General features: G+C 68.0%; 31 protein-coding genes, 1 pseudogene and 1 other annotated feature. Of the genes and pseudogenes, 8 read left to right on the top strand and 24 right to left on the bottom strand.

The window, feature by feature from the left end:
- Positions 1–117: 117 nt before the first annotated feature.
- From A6302_RS12085 to A6302_RS23565, 5 genes are all read left to right on the top strand, one after another.
- Positions 118–378, top strand: coding sequence for a helix-turn-helix domain-containing protein (locus tag A6302_RS12085; RefSeq protein ID WP_069307246.1), 261 nt, complete (start codon positions 118–120; stop codon positions 376–378).
- Between the two features lie 75 nt (positions 379–453).
- Complete coding sequence (locus A6302_RS12080) at positions 454–2175, top strand: SulP family inorganic anion transporter (protein ID WP_069307245.1); 1722 nt, start codon at positions 454–456, stop codon at positions 2173–2175.
- Positions 2175–2438, top strand: a complete 264-nt coding sequence (locus A6302_RS22200; RefSeq protein WP_141703713.1) for a winged helix-turn-helix transcriptional regulator — start codon at positions 2175–2177, stop codon at positions 2436–2438. The genes A6302_RS12080 and A6302_RS22200 overlap by 1 nt, the downstream gene beginning before the upstream one ends.
- On the top strand, positions 2435–3247 hold the full coding sequence (locus A6302_RS23570) for an MFS transporter (RefSeq protein WP_210183324.1): 813 nt from the start codon (positions 2435–2437) through the stop codon (positions 3245–3247). Before A6302_RS22200 ends, A6302_RS23570 begins: the two co-directional genes overlap by 4 nt.
- The gene (locus A6302_RS23565) at positions 3247–3897 is read left to right on the top strand and encodes an MFS transporter (protein ID WP_210183323.1); all 651 of its coding nucleotides are present in this window, start codon (positions 3247–3249) and stop codon (positions 3895–3897) included. Before A6302_RS23570 ends, A6302_RS23565 begins: the two co-directional genes overlap by 1 nt.
- Here A6302_RS23565 and A6302_RS25350 read toward each other — a convergent pair.
- The 7 genes from A6302_RS25350 to A6302_RS12045 are packed head-to-tail and all read right to left on the bottom strand — an operon-like array spanning position 3890 to position 7711.
- On the bottom strand, positions 3890–4267 hold the full coding sequence (locus A6302_RS25350) for a cation transporter (protein ID WP_210183322.1): 378 nt from the start codon (positions 4265–4267) through the stop codon (positions 3890–3892). The two genes, A6302_RS23565 and A6302_RS25350, sit on opposite strands and share 8 nt — an antisense overlap.
- The gene (locus tag A6302_RS25345) at positions 4261–4788 is read right to left on the bottom strand and encodes a cation diffusion facilitator family transporter (RefSeq protein WP_210183321.1); all 528 of its coding nucleotides are present in this window, start codon (positions 4786–4788) and stop codon (positions 4261–4263) included. Before A6302_RS25345 ends, A6302_RS25350 begins: the two co-directional genes overlap by 7 nt.
- 3 nt (positions 4789–4791) lie before the next feature.
- Positions 4792–5196, bottom strand: coding sequence for an OsmC family protein (locus A6302_RS12065; protein ID WP_069307244.1), 405 nt, complete (start codon positions 5194–5196; stop codon positions 4792–4794).
- A complete protein-coding gene (locus A6302_RS12060) occupies positions 5196–6110 on the bottom strand; it encodes an MBL fold metallo-hydrolase (protein ID WP_069307243.1) in 915 nt (304 codons plus the stop codon). Before A6302_RS12060 ends, A6302_RS12065 begins: the two co-directional genes overlap by 1 nt.
- Positions 6107–6343 (bottom strand): thioredoxin family protein, encoded by a 237-nt coding sequence (locus tag A6302_RS12055; RefSeq protein ID WP_069307242.1) that lies wholly within the window; start codon positions 6341–6343, stop codon positions 6107–6109. The genes A6302_RS12060 and A6302_RS12055 overlap by 4 nt, the downstream gene beginning before the upstream one ends.
- 19 nt (positions 6344–6362) lie before the next feature.
- Complete coding sequence (locus A6302_RS12050; protein WP_069307241.1) at positions 6363–7427, bottom strand: permease; 1065 nt, start codon at positions 7425–7427, stop codon at positions 6363–6365.
- Positions 7424–7711 carry an ArsR/SmtB family transcription factor gene (locus tag A6302_RS12045; RefSeq protein ID WP_069307240.1) on the bottom strand — a complete coding sequence of 96 codons (288 nt, stop codon included), beginning with the start codon at positions 7709–7711 and terminating at the stop codon, positions 7424–7426. The genes A6302_RS12050 and A6302_RS12045 overlap by 4 nt, the downstream gene beginning before the upstream one ends.
- Before the next feature lie 181 nt (positions 7712–7892).
- Positions 7893–7949, top strand: a sequence feature (sul1 is cis-regulatory element that is thought to sense ions involved in sulfur or methionine metabolism; They are found in Alphaproteobacteria).
- Between the two features lie 68 nt (positions 7950–8017).
- Here A6302_RS12045 and A6302_RS12040 point away from each other — a divergent pair.
- From A6302_RS12040 to A6302_RS12030, 3 genes are read left to right on the top strand one after another with little or no spacing between them, the layout of a single operon-like run.
- On the top strand, positions 8018–9508 hold the full coding sequence (locus A6302_RS12040) for a SulP family inorganic anion transporter (protein ID WP_069307239.1): 1491 nt from the start codon (positions 8018–8020) through the stop codon (positions 9506–9508).
- A 14-nt stretch (positions 9509–9522) separates the two neighbouring features.
- Positions 9523–10377 carry a universal stress protein gene (locus A6302_RS12035; RefSeq protein WP_069307238.1) on the top strand — a complete coding sequence of 285 codons (855 nt, stop codon included), beginning with the start codon at positions 9523–9525 and terminating at the stop codon, positions 10375–10377.
- A 5-nt stretch (positions 10378–10382) separates the two neighbouring features.
- Positions 10383–10703 carry a TraR/DksA C4-type zinc finger protein gene (locus A6302_RS12030; protein WP_245294048.1) on the top strand — a complete coding sequence of 107 codons (321 nt, stop codon included), beginning with the start codon at positions 10383–10385 and terminating at the stop codon, positions 10701–10703.
- A 121-nt stretch (positions 10704–10824) separates the two neighbouring features.
- Here A6302_RS12030 and A6302_RS12025 read toward each other — a convergent pair whose 3' ends face one another.
- From A6302_RS12025 to A6302_RS22985, 17 genes and pseudogenes are all read right to left on the bottom strand, one after another.
- Positions 10825–11082: a hypothetical protein gene (locus A6302_RS12025; protein WP_069307237.1), complete on the bottom strand. Its 258-nt coding sequence runs from the start codon at positions 11080–11082 to the stop codon at positions 10825–10827.
- A gap of 162 nt (positions 11083–11244) precedes the next feature.
- A complete protein-coding gene (locus tag A6302_RS12020) occupies positions 11245–11919 on the bottom strand; it encodes a YcbK family protein (RefSeq protein WP_069307236.1) in 675 nt (224 codons plus the stop codon).
- Positions 11920–11992: 73 nt separating this feature from the next.
- Positions 11993–12247, bottom strand: a complete 255-nt coding sequence (locus A6302_RS12015; RefSeq protein WP_198590314.1) for a DUF6127 family protein — start codon at positions 12245–12247, stop codon at positions 11993–11995.
- A gap of 52 nt (positions 12248–12299) precedes the next feature.
- A complete protein-coding gene (locus tag A6302_RS24505; protein ID WP_245294047.1) occupies positions 12300–12590 on the bottom strand; it encodes a hypothetical protein in 291 nt (96 codons plus the stop codon).
- Positions 12494–13375 (bottom strand): DUF2793 domain-containing protein, encoded by an 882-nt coding sequence (locus A6302_RS12010; RefSeq protein ID WP_245294046.1) that lies wholly within the window; start codon positions 13373–13375, stop codon positions 12494–12496. Before A6302_RS12010 ends, A6302_RS24505 begins: the two co-directional genes overlap by 97 nt.
- Positions 13376–13450: 75 nt before the next feature.
- Positions 13451–13831 (bottom strand): hypothetical protein, encoded by a 381-nt coding sequence (locus tag A6302_RS12005; protein WP_069307235.1) that lies wholly within the window; start codon positions 13829–13831, stop codon positions 13451–13453.
- A gap of 53 nt (positions 13832–13884) precedes the next feature.
- A complete protein-coding gene (locus A6302_RS12000) occupies positions 13885–17850 on the bottom strand; it encodes a baseplate multidomain protein megatron (protein ID WP_069307234.1) in 3966 nt (1321 codons plus the stop codon).
- 10 nt (positions 17851–17860) lie between these two features.
- Positions 17861–18295, bottom strand: a complete 435-nt coding sequence (locus A6302_RS11995; protein ID WP_069307233.1) for an NlpC/P60 family protein — start codon at positions 18293–18295, stop codon at positions 17861–17863.
- A complete protein-coding gene (locus A6302_RS11990; protein WP_069307232.1) occupies positions 18292–19176 on the bottom strand; it encodes a DUF2163 domain-containing protein in 885 nt (294 codons plus the stop codon). Before A6302_RS11990 ends, A6302_RS11995 begins: the two co-directional genes overlap by 4 nt.
- Entirely contained in the window at positions 19173–19799 is a 627-nt protein-coding gene (locus tag A6302_RS11985; protein WP_069307231.1) for a DUF2460 domain-containing protein, read from the bottom strand. The genes A6302_RS11990 and A6302_RS11985 overlap by 4 nt, the downstream gene beginning before the upstream one ends.
- Before the next feature lie 61 nt (positions 19800–19860).
- The gene (locus tag A6302_RS23550) at positions 19861–21171 is read right to left on the bottom strand and encodes a phage tail tape measure C-terminal domain-containing protein (RefSeq protein ID WP_210183320.1); all 1311 of its coding nucleotides are present in this window, start codon (positions 21169–21171) and stop codon (positions 19861–19863) included.
- Positions 21120–22295 (bottom strand): hypothetical protein, encoded by a 1176-nt coding sequence (locus A6302_RS23545; protein WP_210183319.1) that lies wholly within the window; start codon positions 22293–22295, stop codon positions 21120–21122. Before A6302_RS23545 ends, A6302_RS23550 begins: the two co-directional genes overlap by 52 nt.
- The gene (locus A6302_RS25340) at positions 22288–22416 is read right to left on the bottom strand and encodes a DUF7697 family protein (RefSeq protein WP_280939144.1); all 129 of its coding nucleotides are present in this window, start codon (positions 22414–22416) and stop codon (positions 22288–22290) included. The genes A6302_RS23545 and A6302_RS25340 overlap by 8 nt, the downstream gene beginning before the upstream one ends.
- Positions 22417–22513: 97 nt before the next feature.
- Complete coding sequence (locus A6302_RS23540) at positions 22514–22777, bottom strand: hypothetical protein (RefSeq protein WP_210183318.1); 264 nt, start codon at positions 22775–22777, stop codon at positions 22514–22516.
- A gap of 190 nt (positions 22778–22967) precedes the next feature.
- The gene (locus A6302_RS11970) at positions 22968–23909 is read right to left on the bottom strand and encodes a phage tail tube protein (RefSeq protein ID WP_069307230.1); all 942 of its coding nucleotides are present in this window, start codon (positions 23907–23909) and stop codon (positions 22968–22970) included.
- Between the two features lie 24 nt (positions 23910–23933).
- Positions 23934–24353 (bottom strand): acyl-CoA transferase, encoded by a 420-nt coding sequence (locus tag A6302_RS11965; RefSeq protein ID WP_069307229.1) that lies wholly within the window; start codon positions 24351–24353, stop codon positions 23934–23936.
- Positions 24354–24385: 32 nt separating this feature from the next.
- Positions 24386–24692, bottom strand: a pseudogene (locus A6302_RS22985) (hypothetical protein); the annotation flags it as partial.

Genomic DNA, 24692 nt, shown 5'->3' with positions numbered 1-24692 from the left:
GGCCGATCGGTTCAGGTCTCTCGGCAGGCCGCTCTCATTGCTGAAGCGGCGCCTGTGAAGTTTGACATATCTCTTTGCATATTCTAGATACTATTTATCCCACTCAGGATATGATCCATGATCACTGGCCCCCAGATGCGCGCTGCCCGCGCCTTGCTCGGTATCGACCAAAAGACCCTAGCCGAACTTGCGGGACTTTCCGTGCCGACGATCCAGCGCATGGAGGCTAGCCACGGTAACGTGCGCGGCGTCGTCGACAGCCTGACCAAGGTCGTGGCGGCACTCGAACTCGCCGGGGTCGAACTGATCGCAGACGGCTCTGCCAGCACGGCAGGCGGACGCGGCGTGCGTCTGAAAGTGCCGCCACCCAGACACTGATCCCTCAACCCGCGACGGCGACCGCCGACGAAAGCCTGCGATCCCGCCGCTCCCTTCCCAAAGGTGCGGCCACAGATGAAAGACCAGACCACCAGACAGAGCGACGCTCCCAGCTTCGCCGAGCTCTTCACACCTAAACTCGTCACCGTCCTGCGCGAAGGCTACGGGCTGACGCAGCTGCGCACGGACGCAATCGCCGGGCTGACCGTCGCCATCGTGGCTTTGCCGCTTTCGATGGCCATCGCGATCGCATCCGGCGCGACCCCGGCGCAGGGGCTCTACACGGCCATCGTCGGCGGCTTTCTTGTGTCGCTCCTCGGCGGATCGCGATTCCAGATCGGCGGACCGGCCGGGGCCTTCATCGTGCTGATCGCGGCGACCGTGGCCCAGCACGGGATGGAGGGGCTGATCCTGGCCACGTTCCTTTCGGGGCTGATGCTCGCCGTCGTGGGGTTCCTGCGGCTTGGCACCTTCATAAAGTTCATTCCCTTTCCGGTCACGGTGGGGTTCACGGCGGGCATCGCGGTCATCATCTTCGCCAGCCAGGTCAAGGAACTGTTCGGCCTAACGCTGGCGAATGAACCGGGGGAACTGCTGGAGAAGATCCCCGCGCTCTGGGAGGCTCGGGACAGCCTGACGCCGGCGGCGTTCGGCCTGTCCGTGGCGACTGTCGCGGTCATCCTCGGGCTGCGGCGCTGGCGTCCGCACTGGCCGGGCATGCTGATCGCCGTCGGCCTTGCCGCGGCCGCGACGGGATTGCTGGCGCTGCCGGTTCAGACCATCGGCACGAAATTCGGCGGTATCCCCTCGTCGCTTCCGGCGCCAAGCCTGCCGTCCCTTTCGATGGAAGCGATCCTCGCGGTTCTCCCGGCGGCCATCTCCTTCACCCTGCTGGGCGCCATCGAGTCGCTGCTGTCAGCCGTCGTCGCCGACGGCATGACCGGCCGCAGGCATCGCTCGAACTGCGAGTTGGTGGCGCAAGGTGCGGCCAATATCGGGTCGTCCCTGTTCGGCGGCTTCTGCGTGACCGGCACGATCGCGCGGACCGCGACCAATGTCCGCGCCGGGGCGCATGGCCCGGTGGCCGGCATGCTGCACGCGCTGTTCATCCTGCTTTTCATGCTCATCGCGGCACCGCTCGCCTCGTACATCCCGCTGGCGGCGCTCGCCGGGGTGCTGGCCGTCGTGGCCTGGAACATGATCGAGAAACCGGCCATCGCGATCCTCCTCCGCTCGGGCTGGGGCGAGGCGACAATTCTCGGCGCCACCTTCTTCCTCACCATCTTCCGCGACCTGACCGAGGCCATCGTCGTCGGCTTCGCCCTCGGCTCGGTTCTCTTCATTCACCGCATGAGCCGCACGACCGAGGTTGCAACGGATGGTGCGTTTGTCGGCCGCGACGAAGCCGACAGCGCGCACCCGCGCGGCGCGTACCGCGAGGAGCAGGCCGCGAACCCCGATGTCGTCATCTACCGGATCACCGGCGCGCTGTTCTTCGGCGCGACCGCCTCGATCGGGTCGGTCCTCGACCGCATCCAGGACACCCACAAGGCACTGATCGTCGATTTCTCGGCCGTGCCGTTCCTCGACTCGACCGGCGCCAACATGATCGAGGGTCTCGCGCACAAGGCGCAGAAGCAGGGGGTCGCGCTCTGGCTCACCGGCGCCACCCGGGACATCCAGCGTGTGTTCGTGACCCACGGACTGAAGCGTCCGCTGGTCCACTATGCCGCCACGGTGGACGAGGCTCTGACCAAGGTGCGCGATGGTGCCGCCACAGGTCAGGAGGCCGCCTGATGCCCGGTGCCCTCAGGGACAAGCGTCGCCCGCAGCGCCGCCGAAGCGGGCCGGCCGAAGCACGCAGGCGCTTCGTCCTCGACGCGCTGACACGTCCGCGGACGCAGGCGGAACTGCGCGACGCGTTGGGCATGAGCAACAGCGGCATCCTGCATCTGCTGCGGCGCCTAGAGCGGGATGGACTGGTGCGACCCGCCGAACGGGTGTGCTGCACCCGGATCTGGGAGCGGGCGAAAGATCGCGCGGTGGACCCTCGGCCATGACCTCCGAACCCTTGAAAGGCACCGGCCGCCAGCCCGAATTGCCGCCTGGATCGGAAGTGGTGCTCGAAATGGCGAGGCATGCGGGACAAGACGGCGTGACAACCGACGATCTATTGGTGGACGGCCTCGATGCGGACTCGTTGGCCGAGCGCCTTGTCGATCTGGGTCTGTTGCGGGTGCAGCGCGCGGGACACTACACACTGACGGAGCAAGGTCAGACCATTCTGACTCCCGGAAAGGAACAAAGCTGGTTCAACCGCACAGTCCTCGGCGCAGGACTGACCTCCGCCCTAGGGGATTTCTGCTACGAGACGACAACGGTGATCCTGCCAGGCTTTCTGGCGGTGCTGGGGATTCCCGCGGCGGCGTTGGGAGTCATCGAGGGCGTCGCCGACGCGGTGGCGAGTTTCACCAAGATGGTTGCGGGCCATGTCGCCGACAGGTTCGGACATCGAAAGATGCTTGTGTTGCTGGGATATGGACTGACACCGGCCGGTCAGGCGCTGATCGCGCTGGCATTCGGCTGGCCGCTGATCCTGCTGGGGCGCATCGCGTCTTGGTTCGGCAAGGGGCTGCGCGGCCCTTTGCGCGATGCGATCATCGTTCAGGCGATCACGCCCGAGACCCGGGGCCGCGCCTTCGGCTTTCACCGCGCGATGGACACCCTGGGCGCCATCTTCGGCCCGCTGTTGGGGATCTGGGCCCTGGGATGGGCGCAGGGATTCGACTGGCCCGACCCGGCCGACGCCTTTCGCATGGTATTCTGGCTGACGCTCATCCCCGGGGCGTTGGCGTCCTGGCCTTTCTGATGCTCGTGCGCGATCCGGAGCGATCGCCCAACCCGGAGTTGCGCCTCGTCTCGTCGCTGACGGGCCTGCCTGCGCGGTTCCGACGCTATCTCGGCGCAGTCGGCCTGTTTGGTCTGGGGGATTTTTCGCACAGCCTGTTGGTTCTTGCGGCGACCACGCTGCTGACGTCCCGGATGGGCGTCGTGCAGGCGGCGCAGATCGCGGGTCTGCTCTATGTCCTGCGGAATGTTGTGCAACTGGCCGCGTCGTATCCTATCGGCGCACTGGCGGACCGGATCGGCGCGGGGCGCGTGCTGGTGGCGGGATATGCGCTCGGGGCGCTCACGGCCGTTCTTGTCGCCACGGCTTTCGCGGCGGGTGCGGATACGCTGTGGCTGCTTGCGCCGATCTTCGGGATTGCCGGGCTCTATGTGGCGGTGCAGGAGGCGCTGGAAGCCACGGTGACAGCAGGCCTGGTCAGCGAGGACACCCTGGCCACAAGCTACGGTGCCCTCGGGATGGTGAATGGCACAGCCAAGCTTTTCTCCAGCTCCGCCGTCGGGCTGATCTGGACGCTGGCGTCGCCGGTTCTGGCGTTCGCAGTGGCGGGGGGGCTGATGGCGGCCGGAACTCTCGCCATGATCCGGTTTCGAGCGACCACGGCTACTTGATCGTTTGCAGGCAGCCCGCGCCGCAGGGCTCGTGCTCGACCTGGATCGTGCTGTGCGCGATCCCGAACCCGTGCTCCAACCCCTCGGCAAGGTCGAGCAGCACCGCATCGGTGTCCTGCGCCCCGCTGACCACATGCACCGCGCGTGCCGTGCGCGTGGTCGAGAGCGGCCAGATATGCAGGTCATGCACATCGCGAATGCCGTCCTGCCGGGCAAGCCACGCGGTGACCTCGCCCGGGTCCGCCCGGTCGGGGACGCCATCGAGGCTGAGATGCAGCGCCTCGCGGAACAGGCCCGCCGCCGTCACGGCGATAGCCAGGCTGACGGCGAGGGCGACGGCCGGATCGAGCCATGTCCAGCCGGTCAGCAAGATGCCCGCCGCCGCCAGCACCACGCGCCCGAGACGGCGGCGTCAGCCGCCATGTGCAGAAAGGCCCCCTGGGCGCTCAGGTCGTCCTTCTGCGCGCGCATGAACAGGCGCGCCGAACCGGTGTTCACGCCGATCCCCACCAGCGCCACGATCAGGATGGTCAGCCCCGGCACCTCGACCGGCGACTGGAACCGCTGCGACGCCTCCCAGATCACCCAGACCACGCCGATCAGGATGGCGAGCGCGTTCAGCATCGCGGCCATGATCGTGGCCCGGCCAAGCCCCCAGCTGTGCGCCCGCGTCGCCGCGCGTTTCGCCAGAACCGCCGCTGCCCACGCGATCAGCAGCCCCACTGCGTCGGTCAGGCTGTGCGCGACCTCCGCCAACAGCGCGAGCGAGCCAGTCAGAAACCCCGCCGTCGCCTCGACGATCACACAAGCGGTGTTCAGCCGAACCGCCCGGCGAAAGGCGGGGCCAGGGTCGGCGGATGGGCCGTGCCGAAGGGCGTGATCGCGCGGCATGGATCAATCCTGCCGCCGGATCGCCCCGACCAGTTCAGCGGCCTCGGCCGGCGTGTTCGAGATGGTGCCGTGTTTGCGCAGGTTGCGGTGCAGAAGATCCAGCCGCTGGTCGTTTTCGTCCGTATCGACCACGATCTCGTAGGCGATGCGGACCATCTTCGGCGGGCTGTCCTGACGGACCCCGTGCAGGCTGACCTCGATGCCGCGCAGATCGAACTTGAGCATTGGCGTCACCCGCTCGGCCCCCTTCAAAAGACAGGCCGCGAGGCTGGCGAGAAGCATCTCGGCCGGATTGAAGGCGTCGTCACGCCCGGCCATGCCGGTGTCGAGCACCAGACGCGCAGCCTTCGCCTCGGCCTCCGAGCCATGGCTGTCGATGCGGCGGGCGGTGACGCGATACTCCAGCATCACTCCCACTCCATCTCTTCATAGGTCGCCTGCGCGTTGCTGCCCGCCAGCGCCTCGAACTGGTCGAGATAGGCCCAGGCCGACTGGTCGATCTGCGGCGCGTCCATGATGTCCCCGCCAGCCTCGATCAGCGCGCCGATCTGCGTGCGCAGGTTCACGAGATAATCGTGGGTGTCGCGCGTGGCCGTGGCCAGATCGGTCGCGCCGCCATGGCCGGGCACGACATGCGCGGGTCCAAACGCCGCCATCGCCTCGAACACCGCGATCCAGCTGTCGGTGTCGCGGGCCGGGCCGTTGCCAAGAAGGCGGTCGACATAGACGATGTCGCCGGTGAACATCACATCGCGCTCGTCCAGCCAGACGAAGCTGTCGCCCGGCGTGTGGGCCGCGCCGCGATGCATGATCTGGAAGGTGAGGCCTCCGAACTCGAGCGTGTAATCGGTCTCAAAGGTCACATCGGCATAGGCCGGTTCGGTCCCGTCCAGCCCTTCGCCCAGAAACTGCGACAGTGCGATCATGTGGTCGTCGGCGCGGGCGCGATGATCCTCGACCGCCGCTTCCGAGGCGATCACCGAGGCGCCCTGCGCCTGCCAGTAGCTGTTGCCGAGCCACCGGTGATCCTGTCCACCCGTATTGATTACATGAACCACCGGCTGATCGGTGACGGTGCGGATGACGGCGTGCAGCATCTCGGCACCCTGCCAGGACCCGCCCGGGTCGATCAGGACCGCCCCCTCGGGCGTCACGACCAGTCCGAAGGTGGCGTTGTTGGCGAGATTTTCCGAGCTGCGCTGCTCGAGCGGGCCGACGATTGCCCAGACATCATCCGTGACGGGCTGGACCTCGAGGACATCCGCCAAGGCGACGATCGGAAAAGCGACGACTGCAACGGCGGCGACCGGAGCGCGGATCATGCGCGGAGCCAGCCTTCGAGCTTCCCCGCATCCGGCAGGCCACCGGCATGGACGAGCCTGCCGTCGACCGAGATGCCCGGCGTGGACATGACGCCCGCCATGGCGATGGATCGCGCGTCGGTCACCTTTTCGACTTCGACCGCGATGCCCAGTTTGGCGGCAGCCTCCTTGACCATGGCTTCGGTCGTCTGGCAGCGCTTGCAGCCGGGGCCGAAGACCTTGACGGTTTTCATCGGGATGTCCTTTCGCGGATCAGAAGATGAGGTTGAAGAGGAAGCCGACAGTTAGGATACCGCTTGCGACGACCCCGACGAAGACGGCGATCAGGCGCAGCGTCAGCACCTGCTTGAGGATGATCATTTCGGGCAGGCTAAGCGCGATCACCGACATCATGAAAGCGAGCGTCGTGCCAAGGGCCGCCCCTTTGCCCAGCAGCGCCTCGACGATGGGGATGACGCCCGCGGCGTTGGTATACATCGGGATGCCCATCAGAACTGCGACCGGGACCGACCACCAGGCCTCTGCCCCCATGATCCGCACCATAAGGTCCTCGGGCACATAGCCGTGGATCAGGGCCCCCATGCCAATGCCGAGGATGATCCACATCCAGACCTTGCCGAAGATCTCGCGCACGGCCTCGATGCCCATGCGATAGCGGTCGACCATGCTCAGGCGTTCGTCCTGGATAGCGACCGGGGTGTTCGCGCCTGAATGGATGTCGCGCACCCAGTCCTGCAGCCAGCCCTCGAGCTTCAGCTTGCCGATGACGAAGCCTGCGACGATGGCGATGCCGAGGCCAAAGACCAGATAGGTCAGGGCCACCTGCCAGCCGACCAGCCCGAACAGCAGCACCAGCGCGACCTCGTTCACCATCGGCGCCGCGATCAGGAAGGAGAAGGTCACGCCCAAGGGCACACCCGCCGAGACGAAGCCGATGAACAATGGCACCGCGGAACAGGAACAAAACGGCGTCAGGATGCCAAGCGACGCCGACATGACGTTGCCCACGCCTTCACTCTTGCCTGACAGCAGCGCGCGGGTCTTTTCCGGACTGAACCACGTGCGCACGACGCCCATGGCGAAGACGATGAGCGTCAGCAGCATCATCACCTTGGGCACGTCGTAGAAGAAGAACGCGATCGCCTCGCCGGTATGGCTGTGGCGGTCGACCGGGAACAGCGACGCGATCCATTCCGAGACGGGGATCAACTGGGTGTAGACAGCGTACCAGATGGCGACAAAACCCAGCACGCCAGAATGCCAGAGCCAGTCGGGACGTCCCCGCGGAACGGTCGGCTCATGTGTATCGACGGTCATGCGACCTTCCTTTCAAGATTGAGTTCGGCGGTCAGCACAGCGTCGATTACGGCCGCGTATTCCGGCGCAAGGCTGAGGTTCCGGCGATAGCGCACCCATTGCGCGTCGCGCCTGTCCAGCACGAGTCCGGCCTCACGCAGCACCTTCATGTGCCGCGACATCCGGCTCTGGCTCGCGTCGAGCCTCGCCATAAGTTCGCAGACACAGTGCTCACCCCCATCCCAGAGGAGGGCGAGTGCTGCGCGGCGGGTTGGGTCGCAAATGGCGGTCAATACATCCTGCATGGCGGGATGATTATGCGCAGCAGCGCATATGCGCCTTGATCCATGTCAAGCGCCGTCAACCCCCCACGCGCGCATGAGCAGTCAAAACTGCTGGCCATCGCCAGGGCGTTGGCTCCGGCCTGCCAAGCAGCCTTGCTTGTTGCCATTTTCCGCTGCAACCGTTATGCGGCACCGCAGCAAACCTGGACCTGGAAGCGATTCCGGGTGGCTCTTTCGGCCGCCGATCCGCCGGACAACCACAAGAAAACGGTGCACTTGCACGCCGATCTCGCGCAAGCCGCAGGACCGGTATCGGACAACATTTACATGATCTCACTCGACGCTTACCGCAGCCAGTGGCTGGGCAACATTCGCGGCGACCTGCTCGCCGGCCTCGTCGTCGCGCTGGCTCTCATTCCCGAGGCCATCGCCTTTTCCATCATCGCGGGGGTCGATCCCAAGGTCGGGCTCTACGCCTCTTTCTCGATCGCCGTCATCATCGCGATCACCGGAGGACGCCCCGGCATGATCTCAGCCGCGACCGCCGCCACGGCGGTCCTGATGGTCACGCTGGTGCGCGACCACGGACTGCAATACCTGCTGGCCGCGACGGTGCTGGCCGGACTGATCCAGATCGGCGCCGGCGTCCTGAAACTCGGCTTCGTCATGCGCTGGGTGTCGAAATCGGTGATGACCGGCTTCGTCAACGCGCTCGCGATCCTGATCTTCATGGCCCAGCTGCCGGAACTCGACCCGCGGGAAGTGACGTGGATCACCTACGCGCTCGTGGCCGCGGGGCTTGCCATCATCTACCTCTTTCCGCTTCTGACCACGGCCATTCCCTCGCCTCTCGTGACCATAGTGGTGCTCACGGGTCTGGCCGTCGCGCTCGGGCTCGACGTGCGGACGGTGGGCGACATGGGCGCGCTGCCCGACACGCTGCCGGTCTTCCTTATCCCGCAGATCCCGCTCAACCTCGAGACCCTGACGATCATTCTGCCCTATTCGGTGGCGGTGGCCGTCGTGGGCCTGCTCGAAAGCCTGATGACACAGAATATCGTCGATGACCTGACCGACACGAAGTCAAACCGGAACCAGGAATGCATCGGTCAGGGGTTGGCGAATACCGCGACCGGCTTCATCGGCGGGATGGCGGGCTGCGCGATGATCGGGCAGTCCATCATCAACGTGAAATCAGGCGGGCGCGGGCGCCTGTCTGCCGCCGCTGCCGGTGTCTTCCTGCTGATCATGGTCGTCGGGCTCGGCGACCTGGTCAGCATCATCCCAATGCCCGCGCTGGTCGCGATCATGATCATGGTGTCGATCGGGACATTCTCCTGGTCGTCGATCAAGGCGCTTCGGGTGCATCCGAAATCGTCGTCCATCGTCATGATCGCGACCGTTGTCACCGTGGTCTACACCCACAACCTCGCCATCGGGGTGCTGGTGGGCGTACTGCTGTCGGGCGTCTTCTTCGCCGGAAAGATCGCGCAGCTGTTCCGCGTGACGTCGGACATCAGCGCGGATGGGCGGGTACGAACCTACCGCGTCGAGGGCCAGCTGTTCTACGGCTCCGTCGAGGATTTCATGGATGCCTTCGACTTCAGGGAGGCCCCCGAGCGCGTCGTGATCGACGTGAGCCGTGCGCATATCTGGGACATCTCCTCGGTTCAGGCGCTCGACATGGCGATCCTGAAATTCCGCCGCGACGGCGCGGAGGTCGAGGTCGTGGGCATGAACGACGCGACCGAGACCCTGGTCGACCGGCTTGCCATCCATGACAAGCCCGGAGCCATGGACAAGCTGAGGGCGCATTGAGGGAGGAGAAACCCATGACAGACAAGATCATCGCCCTCGTGGACGGCTCCATCTATTCCGAGAGCATCTGCCACCACGCTGCCTGGATCGCGCAGCGCACGGCCGCACCGGTCGAGCTCATCCATGTGCTGGGCCGACGCGAGGCCCCGGAAAAGTCGGACCTGTCCGGCGCGATCCGGCTAGGCGCGCGGACGAAACTGATGGAGGAGCTGGCCGAGCTCGACGCGCAGTGTGCGAAGCTCGTCGGCCATCGCGGCCGCGCGATCCTCGAGGATGCCCGCGCCATCGTGGACCGGGACGGCGTGACCGAGATCACCACCCGCCTGCGCCACGGTGACATCGTCGAGGCCATCGGCGAGATCGAGGGCGACGCCCGAGTCATCGTCATCGGCAAGCGCGGCGAGGCGGCGGATTTCGCCAAGGGACATCTGGGCTCGAACCTCGAACGCATCGTGCGCGCGGCGCATCGACCCGTCTTCGTCGCCGCACGTGCCTTCAAGCCGATCGAGTCCGTGCTCGTCGCCTATGACGGAGGGCGCTCGGCAATGAAGGCGGTCGATCACATCTCGCGCAGTTCCTTCTTCGCGGACCTGCCTGTCACCGTCGTGACCGTCGGAAACGAGACGCCGGAGGTCACAAAGGGCCTTGCAGACGCCAAGGCCTTGCTCGCGGCCGCCGGGATCGAGGCGCAGACGCGCATCGTGCCCGGCCAACCGGAGGAGGAACTGGGCAAGATGGTCGAGGCTGACGGCTTCGGCATGCTCGTGATGGGCGCCTACGGCCACAGCCGCATCCGAAGCCTGGTAATCGGCTCCACCACGACCGCGATGATGCGGTCCTGCAAGGTGCCTGTCCTGCTCTTGCGGTGAGCACCATGCCGGATCCCACTCCCGAGGAGCTGAAGACAGCGATTCTGCCGCGGCTCCGCGACGAACTGGATGCCTTGCGGTCCGCGTCCGTTCAGACGGCGGCGGACCGCAGACCTGTCGAGCTGGACCAGCAGAGCGTCGGCCGGCTCAGCCGCATGGACGCGATGCAGCAACAGGCCATGGCGGCCGCTCAGGAAACCCGACGCCTTGGTCGGGCCAGGGCTCTTGAGGCAGCGATCCGTCGACTCGATGCGGGGGAGTTCGGCTGGTGCGACGACTGCGGCGAGTTCATCGGCATGCGTCGCTCGAGCTCGAGCCGACCGTGATGCGGTGTCGGAACTGCGCAGGTTGACGAGGTAAGCGACGCGGCTGCCGCGAATGCACGCCGTGCTCTGTCGAGAGCGAGACAGACCTGGCTTCGGCTGTTCCGACCGGTCGCTGCAGGCCTTACGGCAGGTTACACGCCCGCACCTGGTCGCGCATCACAGCGTAGTCGGCCAGCATCTCGCCGATGGCCGAGCCATGCGGCAGCAGGGCCAGCTCATCGGCTGCCCGCGCCTGGAACTCCCGGCTGTACTCGACAACCGGTGGGCAGACGGTGGCGATGCGCGGCTCAGAAATGCCCGTCACGCAGCCGCCCAGAAAGATCGTCGCGATCGCGAGGACGGCGAGCTGCAGCGTCGAGCATCTGGCGTTGGGCGTCATTGGTCTTCTCCGAGGTTTCAAGGCGTTCGGCGAGGCGGCCCGCTCGTTCCCCTGTGCGCCGAAGCGAAAGCAGGAACAGGAGCACTGCCAACGCGATGGCTCCGTAGCGCAGCGCCGCCCGCATCCATGTGCGCGTGGCGATCCCGGTGAGCAGCCCGCCGATCACCGCCGCCCCCGGCGCCAGTCATCGAGGCGAGCATAGATCGTGACCGCGATCCCACCGAGAGCGACGGCGATGAACACCCAGCGCAGAGTGTCGAGATACGGCACGAGTGGCAGGATAGCGGTCTGGGTCTCGGCCACGACGCTCTGCGCGACCTCAACGCCCGCAGCACCCAGCGTCGCGACACCGGCCGCACCACCACCCTTCATGGTGCGGCTGTCGGCCAGCACTTCGCGCGCGGGCGGCGTCTCGGCTGCGAATGCGGTCGCCCGAACCGGGAACCGCTCGCCCCACTGACGCGCGGGGCCGAGGTCGATATGGATGAACCCCGATCGCTGGTAGAACCCGAAGCCGAGGAACCCGACCTCGCGCGCTGCGGCCTCGAACGCCACCGGGTCATGGTTCGCCATGGCGATGTCGAAGGCGGCGCCGTCCATGTGCTTCGACCGGGTCGCGCCGCCGACAGCGCGATTGTGCTCGGGGCTGCGATAGGCGGAACGGACGATCAGCGGCTTGCCCAGCCGGTCGCGCAGCGCCTGCAGCTTGTCGAGCGCCGTTTCGTTGACCAGCAGTTTGCCAGTACCCCGGCAGGCGATCTCGGCAGGGCTGAAATTCGGCCAACGCCAGCCGCTCTCCGGCACGTCGCGCCAATGGCGGTGGAATGTCGTGGTCATGGGGTCCTCCGAGAACAAAAAACCCGCCTCGAGGGCGGGTCATTGCGGGCTGATGAATGGTGATGGGGCGCGGCTACGGGCCGCCGCCGAAGATCTTGAGCTTGATGGCGATGCCCGCGAGCAGCGCCAGCATCACGCCGGTGGTGATCATGCGGACGGCCGTTTGCATGGCGGTGCGGCGGACCAGCCGGATGCAGTCCACCAGGGAGCGCAGATCGCGGATGTCGAGCGCGGCCTCGTCGCCGTCGAGACCGACATCGGCGAGCGCACGCTTCGCGCCTTCCTCAGCCGCCCGGGTCAGGATGGCCTCGAACTCGGCGTCGGGCATGCGCACGAAGCCCTCGGATCGGGGTGGTGTCATCGGATCCTCCTTCCGCCGCTCAGCCGATCTTGCAGCCCCAGAAGGAGGTGTGATCGGCAGCGAAGTAGCCGTCCGCGACCCGGAAATACCCCTGCAACTCGACGGTATCGCCCGCGATGAGCGGCACCATGGTCTGCAGCCAGATCGCGGTGGCGAGCGAGACGTGGGTGGCGGAGATTTCGCCGAGGGAGCCGCGGATTTCGGTCGTGCCGTTCAGCACGAGCCGCCCGCGCATGCGGGCCGTGGCGCTGGCGTTGATCTTGTAGAGCAGCGTCGCGCCGAAGAGGTAGGTGCCGTCGACTGGCGCCACGAAGTGGTTGTTCGCGGCGTCGAACGCGCCCTGATCGTTGTAATCCGTGTTGTTGAGACCGATCTTCGTCCAGGTTCCGACGCGACGTAGTTGTCGTAGTTGGTCCAGGCCTTGAAGCGGGGCAGCCGGGGCTGATCGACGATGCCGGTGGCGTTGTCGACGCTGAGCCCGTCGAAGAAGATGCTGCCGTCGGCCGAGACCGCAAGCCGGAACCTGTCCGAGCCGAACAGCCCGACCAGCGCCTTGGTCACGAAGCCGGTCTGGAGCGTCAGACCGAGATCGTCGCCCGCAGCCTCCTTGTTCATGGTGTAGAAGAGATCGCCAGTGCCGCCCTCGGCCACGGTCTTCGCCGTCCAGAGCGCGGCGTTCAGCTTGGCCGAGAACGGGTTCGACGCATCCGCCGTCGTGCCGAGCCCGAGGAGCGCCATGTTCTGCAGCGCCGCCGGTGTGGTCCCGACCCAGCCCGCGCCATCGTAGACCAGCAGCAGGCCCTCGTCCTCGACCCACGCCCGCCAGCCGGTCCGCGGCGGCAGGCGCAGCCAGGCGCCGTCCGTCCAGAGCGCCACGTTCAGGTCCCAGCCCGCCCAGTCGCCCGTCGCGCCCGAACCGACGATGTAGCGATCGCCATCGGCGGGGCTGCCGGGCGGCGCTGTCAGATCGCGGTCGAGCACGGAGAGCTGAACGAGCCCGTCGAGGATCCTCAGCGCCTCGTTGTGGGTGACATGCTTCTGGGCCTGCGCCGCCAGGATGTAGGGCAGCAGGAGATGGGTCGTGGCGTCGGACATGGACGGTCTCCAAAACGAAGAACGCCGCCTGCACGGCAGGCGGCGGATGAAGGCGCGGCGATGGTAGGTGGCGGGCTACCCGCGCTCGGGCGTCTCCGCCGGAATGGCCGACAGAACCGGGTCCGGCTTCGGCGCGTCCCACTTCGCGGTCATTGCGGCCCAGCGATCGATCTCGGCGCGGAAGGCAGGATCGTCGATCCGCAGATGGAAGGTGTAGAGCCGATCCACGATCTCGCGCATCAACGCGCGCATCTCGTCGTCATTGATCCGTGAGACCTCGGACCAAGGGATGCGCCTGCCCGCGGCGTCCTCGACGACGACGTCGCTGCCATCACCCGTGTGCGAGACGGGCGTCAAGCCGGCATGCAGCGTTTCCAGCTGCGTGTTGCGCACGCAGGCCACGGCCATCACTCTGGCAAGCTGGGCGGCAATCCGGTCTTCATCCTCGGGGCGCATGTCCCGAGCCTACGACGTAGTTCGCACGCCGTGCCAGAACTCATTGCGCCGCCTCAGAAGCTCAGCGTGACAACCTTGCGCGCGCCCCGCCTGACGAGGGCGGAGAGCTGGTAGATGCGGATGTCGAGCGTGTCGCCGGGCTCAAGCAGCGCGCCCCAGTCAGCGGTCTGCTGGGCGGCGGTGTAGACGGCGCTGGTGGTGGCCGTGTTCAGGACCCGCTTCACGGTCACGCCGTCGAGGATTTCGACCTCGTAGGCTTCCAGTTCCTCGGCCAGCGGCACCTCAAACCCGCCCCAGCTGTCCGAAGCCAGCGCGCGGGACCGGCGTGTCCAGCGGATGGTCAGGTCGCCGGGCGTACGCGGCTTGCGCCATGGCTGTTCGACATGTGCGCCCGAGAACGGCCGCAGCCCGACGCCCGCAGGCGTGAAGGATTGCGCCACATACGTCTCGTCGCTGACCGGGCGGCTCGCCGGGCCGATGCGCCAGTTCCACGGGATGCCGAGATCGGCTTCGGCGATCGGCAGGGACGCCAGCGCAGTGTCCAGCACCACCACCCGCGCGCCCGCAGGCGCCGGGTTGCCCATGGCGCCTTCTGTTCCGCGCTGGCCGCGCAGCAGGCGTGTCAGCCGATACCGGCCCGGCGCCAGAAGCTCGGCCGCGCCCGCCTGGACGATCTCCCAGACGCCGGGCGCGCTCTCGATAGCGAGCGCATTGGCGCCGCCGAACAGGGTCAGGTCGGTGACGCTTTCGAGCGTCCCGGTCAGCAGATCGACGACCAGCGCATTGCCGAGATCGAAGCGCGACGTGGGGCCTGCGTAGAAGTCCGAGACCAGCGTCCCGATCCGGGCGCGAGTGCCGAAGCTGGTGAGCAGCTCGAAGCCATCGGTCGAGGGGCTGCGGAACACCGCCATCTCGCCGGGCCAGGGAACCGCGTGCGCCGCCACAAACGGCCGATGCGCGGGCTGGTCCTCTGTGAGCTGCGGCAGGTCCATCAGCACCGCATCCGGCGCGCCGAACACCACGGCCCGCGTCAACGACGCCGCGCGAGGGTCTCCGGGCGGCAGGTCGTAGGTCGCCCGGTCCTGGCGCACCGCCTCGATGCCGCGCGCCTCCGCGTCGGCGATGGAGACAAGCCGAAAATCGACCAGCCGCCCATCGTGCTGGAGCCGGATCGCGTCGGCAGGATCCAGCGCGAGGCGCGAGGGCGGCAGACGGAACGCCGCCGTCTCGCGGCCTACCCACGCCTCCATCAGCGCGCGGCGGCAGCGCCGCTCGGCCTCCTCGGGCGGCACCGCCATCGGGAAGCTCTCCGAGGCAATCCGCGTCGTGTCCACGGTGATGCGCCGCGCCTCGACGAGGGCCGCGTCGTAATCCTCGTCGGCGCGGGCGACCTGCCACTTCAGGGCCTGTGGGAGTTCGGTTTCCTGGCCCCGTGTCAGCTCCAGTACGTCGCCCTCACGGGCGGCGACCAGATCGTCGGGCGCGAGGGTGGCGACGGAGGCCCGGCCGCGCATGACGAAGCGGATCACGCCCTCGGTCTCCACGGCGTCGATGCCGAAGTGGCGCGACAACGTGGTGATCGAGGCGCGCGGGCTTTCGAGCGCCGTGATTGCGTAGCCCTCGACCGCGCCCCAGAGGCCGGTGACGTCGACCCGGGACTCGGGCAGCCCGGCGCGAAGACAGAGGTGCCGAACGAGTGCGGCCAGCGACACCGCGCCGAGACGCCCGGTCAGCCAGTGCCCCAGCCGCCAGTTCGCCCCGTCCGTCCAGACGTCGGTCAGCGCCGGAAAGAACGGGTACGGCCGCGCGTCCCAGGTCCAGGCAGCGCATTCGGGCACATGCACCATCCGGCCGCCATAGACCGATGACACCGGGTTGTTTGCGGCCTCGCCCCACCAGAGGTACGTCGCCTCGAGATAGGCGCGCTGGATCGCGTCGTCGCGCCAGCCCCGCGAGAAATGCGGCGTGAAGCTTTCCGAGGATTTCGGATCGAAGAAGACGTTCGGCTGGTTGGTGCCCCGGTCGATGGCTGGACAGCCGAGCTCGGTGAACCAGATCGGTTTGGACTGCGGCGTCCATGCCGTCGGCGTCCCGCTCTCCACCCCGCCCGGGCGGTTGTAGTGCGGGTTCGACCACCAGGCCCGAAGATCCTTGTAGCGGAACACCCACGGCTTGGCAGCGGCGCCATCGGTGATCGCGGTGCGGACCTGCGCGGTGCGGTCGGCGGCGCTGGCGTAGAACCAGTCGTAGCCTTCGCCGCCCGCGATGTTGCCCTGCAGATAGGCCCGGTCGTAGATCGCGGGCCAGCCCTCGGCCGCGTCGGCATGCTCGAACCCGTCGCGCCAGTCCGACAGCGGCATGTAGTTGTCGATGCCGATGAAATCGATCTCCGGATCGGCCCAGAGCGGATCGAGGTGGAAGAACACGTCGCCGGTGCCGTCGCCCGGCTGGTGCCCGAAGTATTCTGACCAGTCGGCGGCATAGCCGATCTTCGTCCCGGACCCGAGGATCGACCGCACATCCGCGAGCAGATCCCGATACGCCTGCACGGCCGGATAGGTGCTGGCGCCCGAGCGGATCGTCGTCAGCCCCGGCATCTCGGTGCCGATCAGAAAGGCGTCGACCCCGCCCGCCGCCGCGCAGAGATGGGCGTAGTGCAGCACCATGCGCCGCAGGCCCCAGTCGCCCGGCGCACCTGTCCACGAAACCGTCTGACCCGAGACGCTGAAGCTGCCTGGTGTTGCCGCGCCGAACAGCGCGGCGACCTGGCTTGCGGCCGTGGCGGTCTTGTCCACGGTCCCTGCGAATCCCGCTGCCGGAGAACAGGTGATCCGTCCGCGCCACGGGAAGACTGGCTGACCGGTCTCCGCGGCGTTGTCGGAATACGGGTTCGGCAGCGTGTTGCCGGGCGGCACGTCCATCAGGATGAACGGATAGAATGTCACCCGCAGCCCGCGCGACTTCATCTCCTGGATTGCCTGCACCACCGCGAAGTCGGACGGCGTGCCGCCATAGACGGGCCGATCCTCGTCGTCGCGGCTGACCAGGAAGGCGCTGGCGCGGCTGACGCCGTTCACCGACCAGCTGGCGGGCGTGGTCGATTTGGCCGAGACCTCGACGCCCGGCCGCACCTTGCAGGAGCCCGCGCGCAGATCGTCGCCGAACCACGCGACGACGAGGCTGACGCTCTCGACCGCAGGCGCCATTGCTTGCAGCCGGTCCAGCGCCTCGACCATGTCGGTGGAGTCGGCCAGCGCGTTCAGGTTCTCGGGCACCGTCGCGCCGCCATCGGTCTTCCGGATCGCCTGCGTGGCGTAGGTGAACTCGCCCGAGGCCGGGATCATGGTGACGGCGCGGGTCAGCCCCTCGGCGGTGTCGGGGTCGGCGAGCGGCCGGAACACCTCGAAGGAGAGCTGCGGCAGGCGATTGCCATAGGTGGAGAGCGCGAGTTCCTCGAAGACCACATAGGCCGTGCCGCGATAGGCCGGGGTGTTCGCCGCACCCATCTTCGCCGCGATGAACGGATCGGCCGCCTGCGCCTCGTCGCCCGGATACCAGCGCCAGGTGACGCCGGAGAGGTCCATCGGCTTGCCGTCGGCCCAGATGCGGCCGATGCCGGTGATCGGCCCTTCGCAGAGCGCGACGGCGAAACTGGCGTAGTAAAGATACTCCGTCGTCTTGACCTTGCCGCCCCCGCCGCCCTTGCCACCGCCCTGCGTGGTGGTCTTCGTCTCCTCACGGAAATCCGTCGCCCAGATGATGTTGCCGCCCATGCGCATGCGGCCGTAGAGCCGAGGGATGACCGCGCCTTCGGTGGCGGAGGTGATGCGCAAAGTGTCGAGCCGCGCGCCCTCGATGCGTTGCGTGGGCGCCAGCGACGAGATGATCCAGCTGTCCACGACCGAGCCGATGGTGGAGCCGATGAAGCCGCCGATGGTCGCGGCGCTGACGCCGAGGATCGCGCCGCCGATGCTGCCGCCAATGGCAGCGCCAGCGGCACCGAGAACGAGGGTGGCCATGTCGGGGGTCTCAGCGTTGCGGGAACAGGAAGGCGAAGGCGATGCGCCGTCGCCAGGATGGGGTGAACGGTTCCTCGATCACGCCGAGCCGCTCATAGGCGTGGAGGAAGGTGTCGGGCTGGGTCAGGATCCCGACATGCTTGGCGATGGCGCGCGGCTTCATGCGGAACAGAACCAGCGCGCCGGGACCGGCCTCTACAGGAGGCACCTCGATCATCATGCGACGCGCCCCCTCGGCCAGCACCTCGCGCGGCCCTGTCTCGCCCCAGTCCCGACTGTAGGGCGGGATCGGGAACGGTTCCGGGCCCACCACCTCGCGCCAGACGCCCCGGGCGAGACCAAGGCAGTCGCAGCCGACGTCCCGCAGGCTCGCCTGGTCGTGATACGGCGTGCCGAGCCAGGACCGCGCGATGGCGATGACGCGCGCGGGATCGGCGGAGGTCACAGCACGGACCCTTCATGCCCACCATCCTTCGTGGCATAGCGCAGCACCGCGTCCTGGCCGGGGATGTGCGGGAAGCCACGGAAGTTGGCGGTGTTCGCGAACTTGGCCCCGCAGGTCTCGATCCGCTTGTCGCAGCCCGCGCGGATGGTGAAGGCGTCGCTCTCGGCGATCGCGCGCACCGGCGCTTCGAGCAGGGTCAGCACCGCGATGCCATCCGTGACGTCATGGCCCAACACCTCGGTGCGTCGGCCCGCATTCGCGCCGCTCGTCCATTCGAGCGTGCCGAAGGTGAACCAGCCAGAGATGAATGCACCCAGCCCCGAGGCGGTGAAGGCTCGGTCGCGCAGAAGGTCGATCACGGCGCCCGTGCCCTTGAACGCCGTGTTCTCCAGATCCACACCGCAGCGCGCGTCGCCGAGCGCGGCGTCACAGGTTGCCTGGAAGGTCCGCCCGACCGTCTGGCCCAGCACATGAGCGAGCGAGCGCACCTCGGCCACAAAGGCCAGCCGCCCGCGCCGGATCTGGCCAATGGCCCCGCGCCGCATCAGTACGCGCTGGCTCGCATCCGCCCAGTTCACCCGCCAGACCTCGACCTCGGCGTTGTCCCAACGTCCGTCGAGGATGTCGGTCTCGGTGATGCGGTCCGAGGTCAGCACGCCCTCGGCGTCCTGCGCATCGACGGACAGGTCCGAGCCCGAGCGGACCTCGGAGGCGGTCAGCCCGCTCTCGGGCTCAAAGTCGGTCCCGTCAAAGCTGAGCGTCCGGTCGTGATCGGTGAAGCCGAAACTCGCGCCATCGGCGCGGGCGATCCGCCAGCACCAGGCGAGCGTCGTCGTGCCCTCGTCGAGATGGGCCTGCAGCGCAGACGAGAGGGATTTCATCGGCGCAGTTCCAGAAGCGGAATGGACGTAATCGAGCCGAGCCGCTCGAGGTCGAGCGTGACGTCGAGCACGTCGGTATCGAAGCGGACGGGCACGTCGAACTCGAACCCCGCGGTGATCGCGACGCCGCCGCCCGGCGCGGTGCCAAAAATGACCACGCCGGTGGCGGTGTCGACCGACCAGCCGGAGGGCTGCTCGACCCCGCCGAGCGCGATGCGCACGCTGCCCGCCACCGGCTTGGCGATGGCGCGCGTCCAGGATTGCGCACCCGAGGTGTAGCGCTTCACCAGATGGAAGACGGTGGTCGCGCCGTCGCCGGTGCCGATCGCCTGGTCGGTGTGCGATGGCGTGCCCGAAGGCAGGCAGGACTTGTGGTCGCCCCAGTCCTTGAAGCGGAAGCCGTGCAGCCGGCCGTTGCGCGCCTCGAAGAAGGCGACCACCGCCGCCAGATCGTCGGCGCGGCGGATGCCGTAGGCGACGTCGTAGCGGCGGCGGCTGTTCGCCCAGCTGGCGTTGCGCTCCTCGTCGCCCGAGGCGAGCTCGACGATCTGCGTGCGCCGTTCCGGCCCGCCACGCGCGCCACGGCTGATGTTGTCGGGAAACCGGACCTCGTGGAACGCCATCAAGTTTCTCCTTGGTTCGTGCTCTGGCCCCCGCAACCGGTTCCCACTTGCGGGGTCGCACTCACATGCCCCTCCGCCCGAGCGACACGGCGCGGGCGATGTCGGCGGCCACCTGTGTCCTTGATTGGCGGAAGCTTTCGGCGTCGCGGGCCATGATGGTGACGTTGACCCCGCCCGCGCCGTAGCTCTGCGCCTCCCGTCGCGACAGCACGCGCTCACCGCGCTGCAGGATCGCGGGCACTTCGTCGTGGCGAAGCCCTGCCATCCCGCCGCCATGCATGCGCGGCGCGGCGGCGAAGGCCATGGCCGGGACCATGCGCGAGGGTCCGGCCGATCCGACCATGCCGCCCGCATGCAGGACGTTGGCGAAGATGCCGCCCGCACCGGAGAACACGCCGGAGAGCGCATTGGCGATCGGCCCGAGGATGAAGCGGCGCGCCGCGAGCTGGGCGAGATCGGCCAGCAGCGAGGTGACCAGGTCGCGGAAGTTCAGCTTGCCGGTCTTCACGAACTGGCCCACCGCGTTCTCGGCCGACTGGAAGGCGCCGACGAGGCTCTGACCGATATCGCCGCCGATCTCGCGCGCCTTGCTGGCGTAATCGGACAGCGCCGCCGTGACCGCCTGCCAGCCGGTGACGGCAGTCTCGGTCGCGGGCTCCGCTGCCGCAGCCGCAGCTCCGGCCGCCGCACCGGCACCCGTTGCGGCCCGTCCGGCATCGCCGAGCGCCGTCTCCAGCTGCTCGGCAGCACCCGTGGCCTCGGTCAGCGCATCGGCACTGGCCTCATCGGTGCCGCGCACGGCGTCGCGAAGCGCCTGCCAGCTTTCGAGCGGGGCGCGGGCCCCTTCGGCCAGGTCGCGCGCCGCGCCGCGATAGAGGTTCGCGGACTCGAGCGCCCGGTTCGCCGCCTCGGTCAGACCGAGATCGGGCGCAGTCAGCGGGTTGTCCTCGAAGGCCCGGTCGAAGGCCGCCTGCGCTGCGGTGGTTGCGGCGGTCGCCGCGCCTTCGAAGCGGTTCTCGATTTCGCCGAGGTCGAGGTCCGGCACCAGCGAGATGCGGCGCTCGGAGCCGAGGGCTTCGAGCCCCTGATTGATGCCGCCGATGAAGCCGTTGATGCGCGAGACCACGCCGTTCAGCATCGCCTCGACGCCGTCGACCAGGCTGTTCGCCGCCTGGAACGCCAGATCGCCGATGGCGGCGGGCAGCAGGCCCCAGATCGCCTTGATCGCCTCGTAGGCGCCTTCGAACGTGTTCGCTGCGGTATTCCCGAAACCGACGACGCTCTCGATGGCGCTCTGCATGCCCGAGGCGGCGTCCGCCTTCAGGTCGAAGAACATCGCCGTGGTCGCAGCGCCCGCCGCAGCCGCGCCCATCTTGATGCGTTCCCAGACCTCGACGCGAGGTCCTTCAGGAGCGACATGGCCTCGCCGAAGCCGCCCGCGCCGGACACGAGGCGGGTGAACTGATAGACCAGCTCGCCCGCGCCGACGATCAACGCGCCGATGCCGGTGCGGATCAGCGCGCCGCGCAGGACGACCAGCGCCGTGGCGAGGCCACGGACGGAGAGTGCGGCGGCGACGAAGCCCGCCACCCAGCGGCCCGCCATGATCGAGACGAAGGTCGCGGCGTAGGTGGCCAGCCGCCCGATGTTGCCGATCAGGGCGTCGAGCGCGGTCCTGAGCGCCCCGCCTTCGGAAGCAAGGCTGACAAAGGCGTTCGCCATCCACTCCACCGCCGGGGCCAGCGCCACGCCGATACGGTTGCGGATGCCCTCGAACACCTGAGAGACCCCGACGAGCGCGATCTGGGTGCGTTGCAGCGCTTGGATTGCGCTGGCGTCCAGCACCGCGCCGAGGTCGTCGGCCTGAACGCCGAGCCGTTCCATCTCGGCCCCGCCATTCCTGAGAAGCGGCAGCAGCCGGGTGGCGTCAGAGGCCATGGTCTCGAGATAGAAGGTCATCTCCTGCTGGCTGAGCCCGGCGCGCTCCAGCGTGTCCACGTAGAGCTGCAGCGCCTCGGGCCCTGACAGACGCGCGAACTGATCGGCGGTGACGCCGACCCGGGGCGCGACCCGCTCGAAGAAGTCCGCCATGGGGCCGCCGCCGGTGCTCAGGAAGTCGCCGACGCGATCGTTCACGTCCTTCAGGATGTCGGCGAGCCTCTCCTGCTCGATGCCCACGGTGCGCGACGCGCCCGCCCACCGCTGAAACGCCTCCGGGGCGGTGTTGGCCACCTGCGCGAACTGCTGCGTCTGGGTGGCCACCTGGATGGTGGCGCGGGTCATGGCGGCAAGCGCCGTGGTGACGCCCGCAGCCGCCGCGCTGAGCGCGATCCGGGCCCGGCGCGAGAAGGCCGCGAGCCGGGCGTTGGCCGCTTCCATCTCCCGGCTCAGCCGCCCGAAGCCTCGCGACCCGGCCTCGCCCACGCCTTCCAGCTCTGTGCGCACCTGCCGTCCGCCCACGGCCGCGAGGCGGACGCTAACCCTCTTTTCAGCCATGGGAGTGATCCATCTGTTCGTTGAGCTTGGCCACCATCACCGCTTCGATGACCGGCAGCAGTTCGGCCATGGCGAGCGGCGGCACGCCGAGGGCGTTTCCGAGCGCCAGCGCGGCGGACATGTCCCAGCCGATCACCGCGCCGGACAGGACACGGAGCTGGCCGCCAAGCGTCCGACCAGGTCCCAGACCTGCCAGCCCTCGTGGGTGAGCGGCCGGTTCAGCCGCGCCGGGCAGTCCGGGCAGGCTTGCTCGCGGCCCTCGTAGGGTGTGCAGGCTTCGCAGTATCGCTCGCTCCCGCCGAAGGACCATTCGGCGAGAGCGCGGAGGCGTTTTTTTCCTGTTCCAGCAGCAGGCCCTTCGAGACGTAGCTGAGCTGGAACGCCTCGAAGATCGGCCAGACATCGAGCAGCGCGTCGATGGCCTCCGGGCTCGGCTCGATGGGATTGCCGTCGGCGTCGCCGATGCCCTCCCAGGCGAGCACCGCGCGGCGCGCCAGCGCTTGGCGAAGGCGACGGCCCGTTCTTCGTCGGAAGCCTCCTCGGGCACCGCTTCGACGGCGGGATCGCTGCGGGTCGCCACCATCAGCGCCGTGGTCAGCGGGCGCAGCTGCACCCGCACGCCGGGCGCGAGGTCATGCCAGCGCGGGGCGTTGGTCAGGTCGAGCGTCAGCATCAATAGGTCTCCACGTCGTTCACGAGGGTTGCGGTGCACATCCGGCCGACGACGCTGTCGCGCGCCGCCTGCCAGTCGAAGGTGGCCTGCACGCCCTGCGGCCCGGAAATCTCGATGCGCGGGCGCGGCAGGTAGACGGCGTGCACGGTGAAGGTGAAGCTCTCGCCGGACGGCAGGACGTAGGCGAATTCCATCTCGCAGGCCTCGCCGTTGATCGCCTGCGTCACCAGCGTCTGATCGGCGAACCGCACCTCGATCCGGCCCGTCAGCGCAGCAATGGATGGATCCGCGCCATCGATGCGACCGTCCGAGCGGATGGTCTCGATCCTGTCGAGGTTGTTGGCATAGGTGATCTCGGCCGAGACCACGTTGCCGAGGGCCGAGCCGTCCCGCGTGATCGCCCCGTTGAAATGGCCGAAGCGCTTCAGCTCCAGCGCGGCGGGCGTGCCGGCGTTGGTGGTCGTGCCCACCGTCTCGCCCTGAGCGACCAGCCGCGCCGTTGCCGTCAGCAGGCCAGACCGCTGCATCTGCCAGGTGATCTGGTCGAGCACGCAGCCGGAGTACATCGCGTAGCGCGGCACCTCGGGCATGCCGGTCTCGATCGACATGCTGGGCAGCGTCCACGATCCCGACTGGAACTCGTGGGTGTACGGCGCTTCCACGCCCGTGGTCGTCGGTGCGCCGAAGGCTGCCTTCAGCCAGAAGCCGAAGGCTTCTGCGTCGAGCGGCACCACGACATCGCCGTCGGCCGTCACCGCATCCTTGATCGGCGCCAGCGGATCGCGGCCGTAGCCGAGCAGCTCCGAGTTCAGCAGCGGCTGCTCCGCGCCGAGCGAGGTGCTGGCGAAGGGCATGCGGGTGAAGCCGCTTGCGGGCGGCGTTCCATAGGTGGTCTCGAACGCAAGCGCCATCAGCGCCCGCGCCCCCTGGGCTCGTGCCATGGTATTCTCCTCGGGTTGTCGGGGTCAGGCCAGCTGGTCGGCCGTGGAATAGTGCAGGACCACCGGGATCACGCCCGCCTTCAGGCTGGCCGCGCCCTCGACCGGTAGATCGACCGGGCGCGGCGCTTCCGCCTCGACCCAGTCACAGAGCCCACCCAGCGTGCGGTCGGCAGCGAGCGCCGTGCCGATGCTGGCGGTCAGCGTGTCGAATGCGGTGTCGCGATCGGCACCTTGCACGACCGCCTCGATCTCGGCGCGGTGCTGGTAGTGGTAGGCGAGCGGCGACAGCGTGATCTCCGGCTCCCCCGGCTCGCCATCGCGCAGGATCAGCAGGCCCTCGGCCGGCACGCGCTCTGGCAGCACCTCGCCGCGCAGGGCGGTGGCGGGCAACGCCGAAAGCCGCGCGTGCAGCGCGGTGAGGATGGTTTCGCGAGGGGTGGGCATGTTTCCGTCTTCGTGTGGAACCGACAAAAAGGTCAGAGAAGGTCGCCGAAGCTCGCGATCTTCAATCTGAACCGGTGGTTCGCTGCCCAGTCGTCCTTGATGGCGTCGGCCTCCTGGACGCTCAGAAGGCCTTCGACAATCATCTGAACCGTCAGGTCGACGGTCCCGAGAACCACGAGACCGCCATTGATGCGACGCGCTTCGTTCGCTGCGCGCCTATCGTCCAGAGCGAGGCCGGCGCCGATCGAAATGGCGTGTGCGATGGTGGCGCTTTCACCGATGCCGAGGCGTTGCGTGCCAGTCAGTTGTCCGAACATCTCCAGGGCAGCTTCGTCCTCC

The sequence above is a fragment of the Methylobrevis pamukkalensis genome, assembly GCF_001720135.1.
Classification (GTDB): domain Bacteria; phylum Pseudomonadota; class Alphaproteobacteria; order Rhizobiales; family Pleomorphomonadaceae; genus Methylobrevis; species Methylobrevis pamukkalensis.
The sequence above is the reverse complement of the archived record's forward strand: the minus strand, read 5'-3'. Positions and strand labels throughout refer to the sequence as shown.

What these genes read in the sequence shown, in the direction of transcription:
- A6302_RS12065 (WP_069307244.1), bottom strand. Translation starts at nt 5,196, where the DNA reads ATGCTGGAGTATCGCGTCACCGCCCGCCGCATCGACAGCCATGGCTCG.
- A6302_RS23565 (WP_210183323.1), top strand. Translation starts at nt 3,247, where the DNA reads ATGCTCGTGCGCGATCCGGAGCGATCGCCCAACCCGGAGTTGCGCCTC.
- A6302_RS12015 (WP_198590314.1), bottom strand. Translation starts at nt 12,247, where the DNA reads ATGCCCGACGCCGAGTTCGAGGCCATCCTGACCCGGGCGGCTGAGGAA.
- A6302_RS11990 (WP_069307232.1), bottom strand. Translation starts at nt 19,176, where the DNA reads ATGAAATCCCTCTCGTCTGCGCTGCAGGCCCATCTCGACGAGGGCACG.
- A6302_RS12030 (WP_245294048.1), top strand. Translation starts at nt 10,383, where the DNA reads ATGCCGGATCCCACTCCCGAGGAGCTGAAGACAGCGATTCTGCCGCGG.
- A6302_RS23550 (WP_210183320.1), bottom strand. Translation starts at nt 21,171, where the DNA reads ATGGGCGCGGCTGCGGCGGGCGCTGCGACCACGGCGATGTTCTTCGAC.
- A6302_RS25345 (WP_210183321.1), bottom strand. Translation starts at nt 4,788, where the DNA reads ATGCCGCGCGATCACGCCCTTCGGCACGGCCCATCCGCCGACCCTGGC.
- A6302_RS25340 (WP_280939144.1), bottom strand. Translation starts at nt 22,416, where the DNA reads ATGTCCGCCGCGCTGGCGCTCGGAAACGCCCTCGGCGTGCCGCCGCTC.
- A6302_RS11985 (WP_069307231.1), bottom strand. Translation starts at nt 19,799, where the DNA reads ATGGCGTTCCACGAGGTCCGGTTTCCCGACAACATCAGCCGTGGCGCG.
- A6302_RS12005 (WP_069307235.1), bottom strand. Translation starts at nt 13,831, where the DNA reads ATGCGCCCCGAGGATGAAGACCGGATTGCCGCCCAGCTTGCCAGAGTG.
- A6302_RS12020 (WP_069307236.1), bottom strand. Translation starts at nt 11,919, where the DNA reads ATGACCACGACATTCCACCGCCATTGGCGCGACGTGCCGGAGAGCGGC.
- A6302_RS12060 (WP_069307243.1), bottom strand. Translation starts at nt 6,110, where the DNA reads ATGATCCGCGCTCCGGTCGCCGCCGTTGCAGTCGTCGCTTTTCCGATC.
- A6302_RS23545 (WP_210183319.1), bottom strand. Translation starts at nt 22,295, where the DNA reads ATGGCTGAAAAGAGGGTTAGCGTCCGCCTCGCGGCCGTGGGCGGACGG.
- A6302_RS12040 (WP_069307239.1), top strand. Translation starts at nt 8,018, where the DNA reads ATGATCTCACTCGACGCTTACCGCAGCCAGTGGCTGGGCAACATTCGC.
- A6302_RS12000 (WP_069307234.1), bottom strand. Translation starts at nt 17,850, where the DNA reads ATGGCCACCCTCGTTCTCGGTGCCGCTGGCGCTGCCATTGGCGGCAGC.
- A6302_RS12055 (WP_069307242.1), bottom strand. Translation starts at nt 6,343, where the DNA reads ATGAAAACCGTCAAGGTCTTCGGCCCCGGCTGCAAGCGCTGCCAGACG.
- A6302_RS12050 (WP_069307241.1), bottom strand. Translation starts at nt 7,427, where the DNA reads ATGACCGTCGATACACATGAGCCGACCGTTCCGCGGGGACGTCCCGAC.
- A6302_RS12085 (WP_069307246.1), top strand. Translation starts at nt 118, where the DNA reads ATGATCACTGGCCCCCAGATGCGCGCTGCCCGCGCCTTGCTCGGTATC.
- A6302_RS12045 (WP_069307240.1), bottom strand. Translation starts at nt 7,711, where the DNA reads ATGCAGGATGTATTGACCGCCATTTGCGACCCAACCCGCCGCGCAGCA.
- A6302_RS11965 (WP_069307229.1), bottom strand. Translation starts at nt 24,353, where the DNA reads ATGCCCACCCCTCGCGAAACCATCCTCACCGCGCTGCACGCGCGGCTT.
- A6302_RS22200 (WP_141703713.1), top strand. Translation starts at nt 2,175, where the DNA reads ATGCCCGGTGCCCTCAGGGACAAGCGTCGCCCGCAGCGCCGCCGAAGC.
- A6302_RS23570 (WP_210183324.1), top strand. Translation starts at nt 2,435, where the DNA reads ATGACCTCCGAACCCTTGAAAGGCACCGGCCGCCAGCCCGAATTGCCG.
- A6302_RS12025 (WP_069307237.1), bottom strand. Translation starts at nt 11,082, where the DNA reads ATGACGCCCAACGCCAGATGCTCGACGCTGCAGCTCGCCGTCCTCGCG.
- A6302_RS11970 (WP_069307230.1), bottom strand. Translation starts at nt 23,909, where the DNA reads ATGGCACGAGCCCAGGGGGCGCGGGCGCTGATGGCGCTTGCGTTCGAG.
- A6302_RS12035 (WP_069307238.1), top strand. Translation starts at nt 9,523, where the DNA reads ATGACAGACAAGATCATCGCCCTCGTGGACGGCTCCATCTATTCCGAG.
- A6302_RS12080 (WP_069307245.1), top strand. Translation starts at nt 454, where the DNA reads ATGAAAGACCAGACCACCAGACAGAGCGACGCTCCCAGCTTCGCCGAG.
- A6302_RS12010 (WP_245294046.1), bottom strand. Translation starts at nt 13,375, where the DNA reads ATGTCCGACGCCACGACCCATCTCCTGCTGCCCTACATCCTGGCGGCG.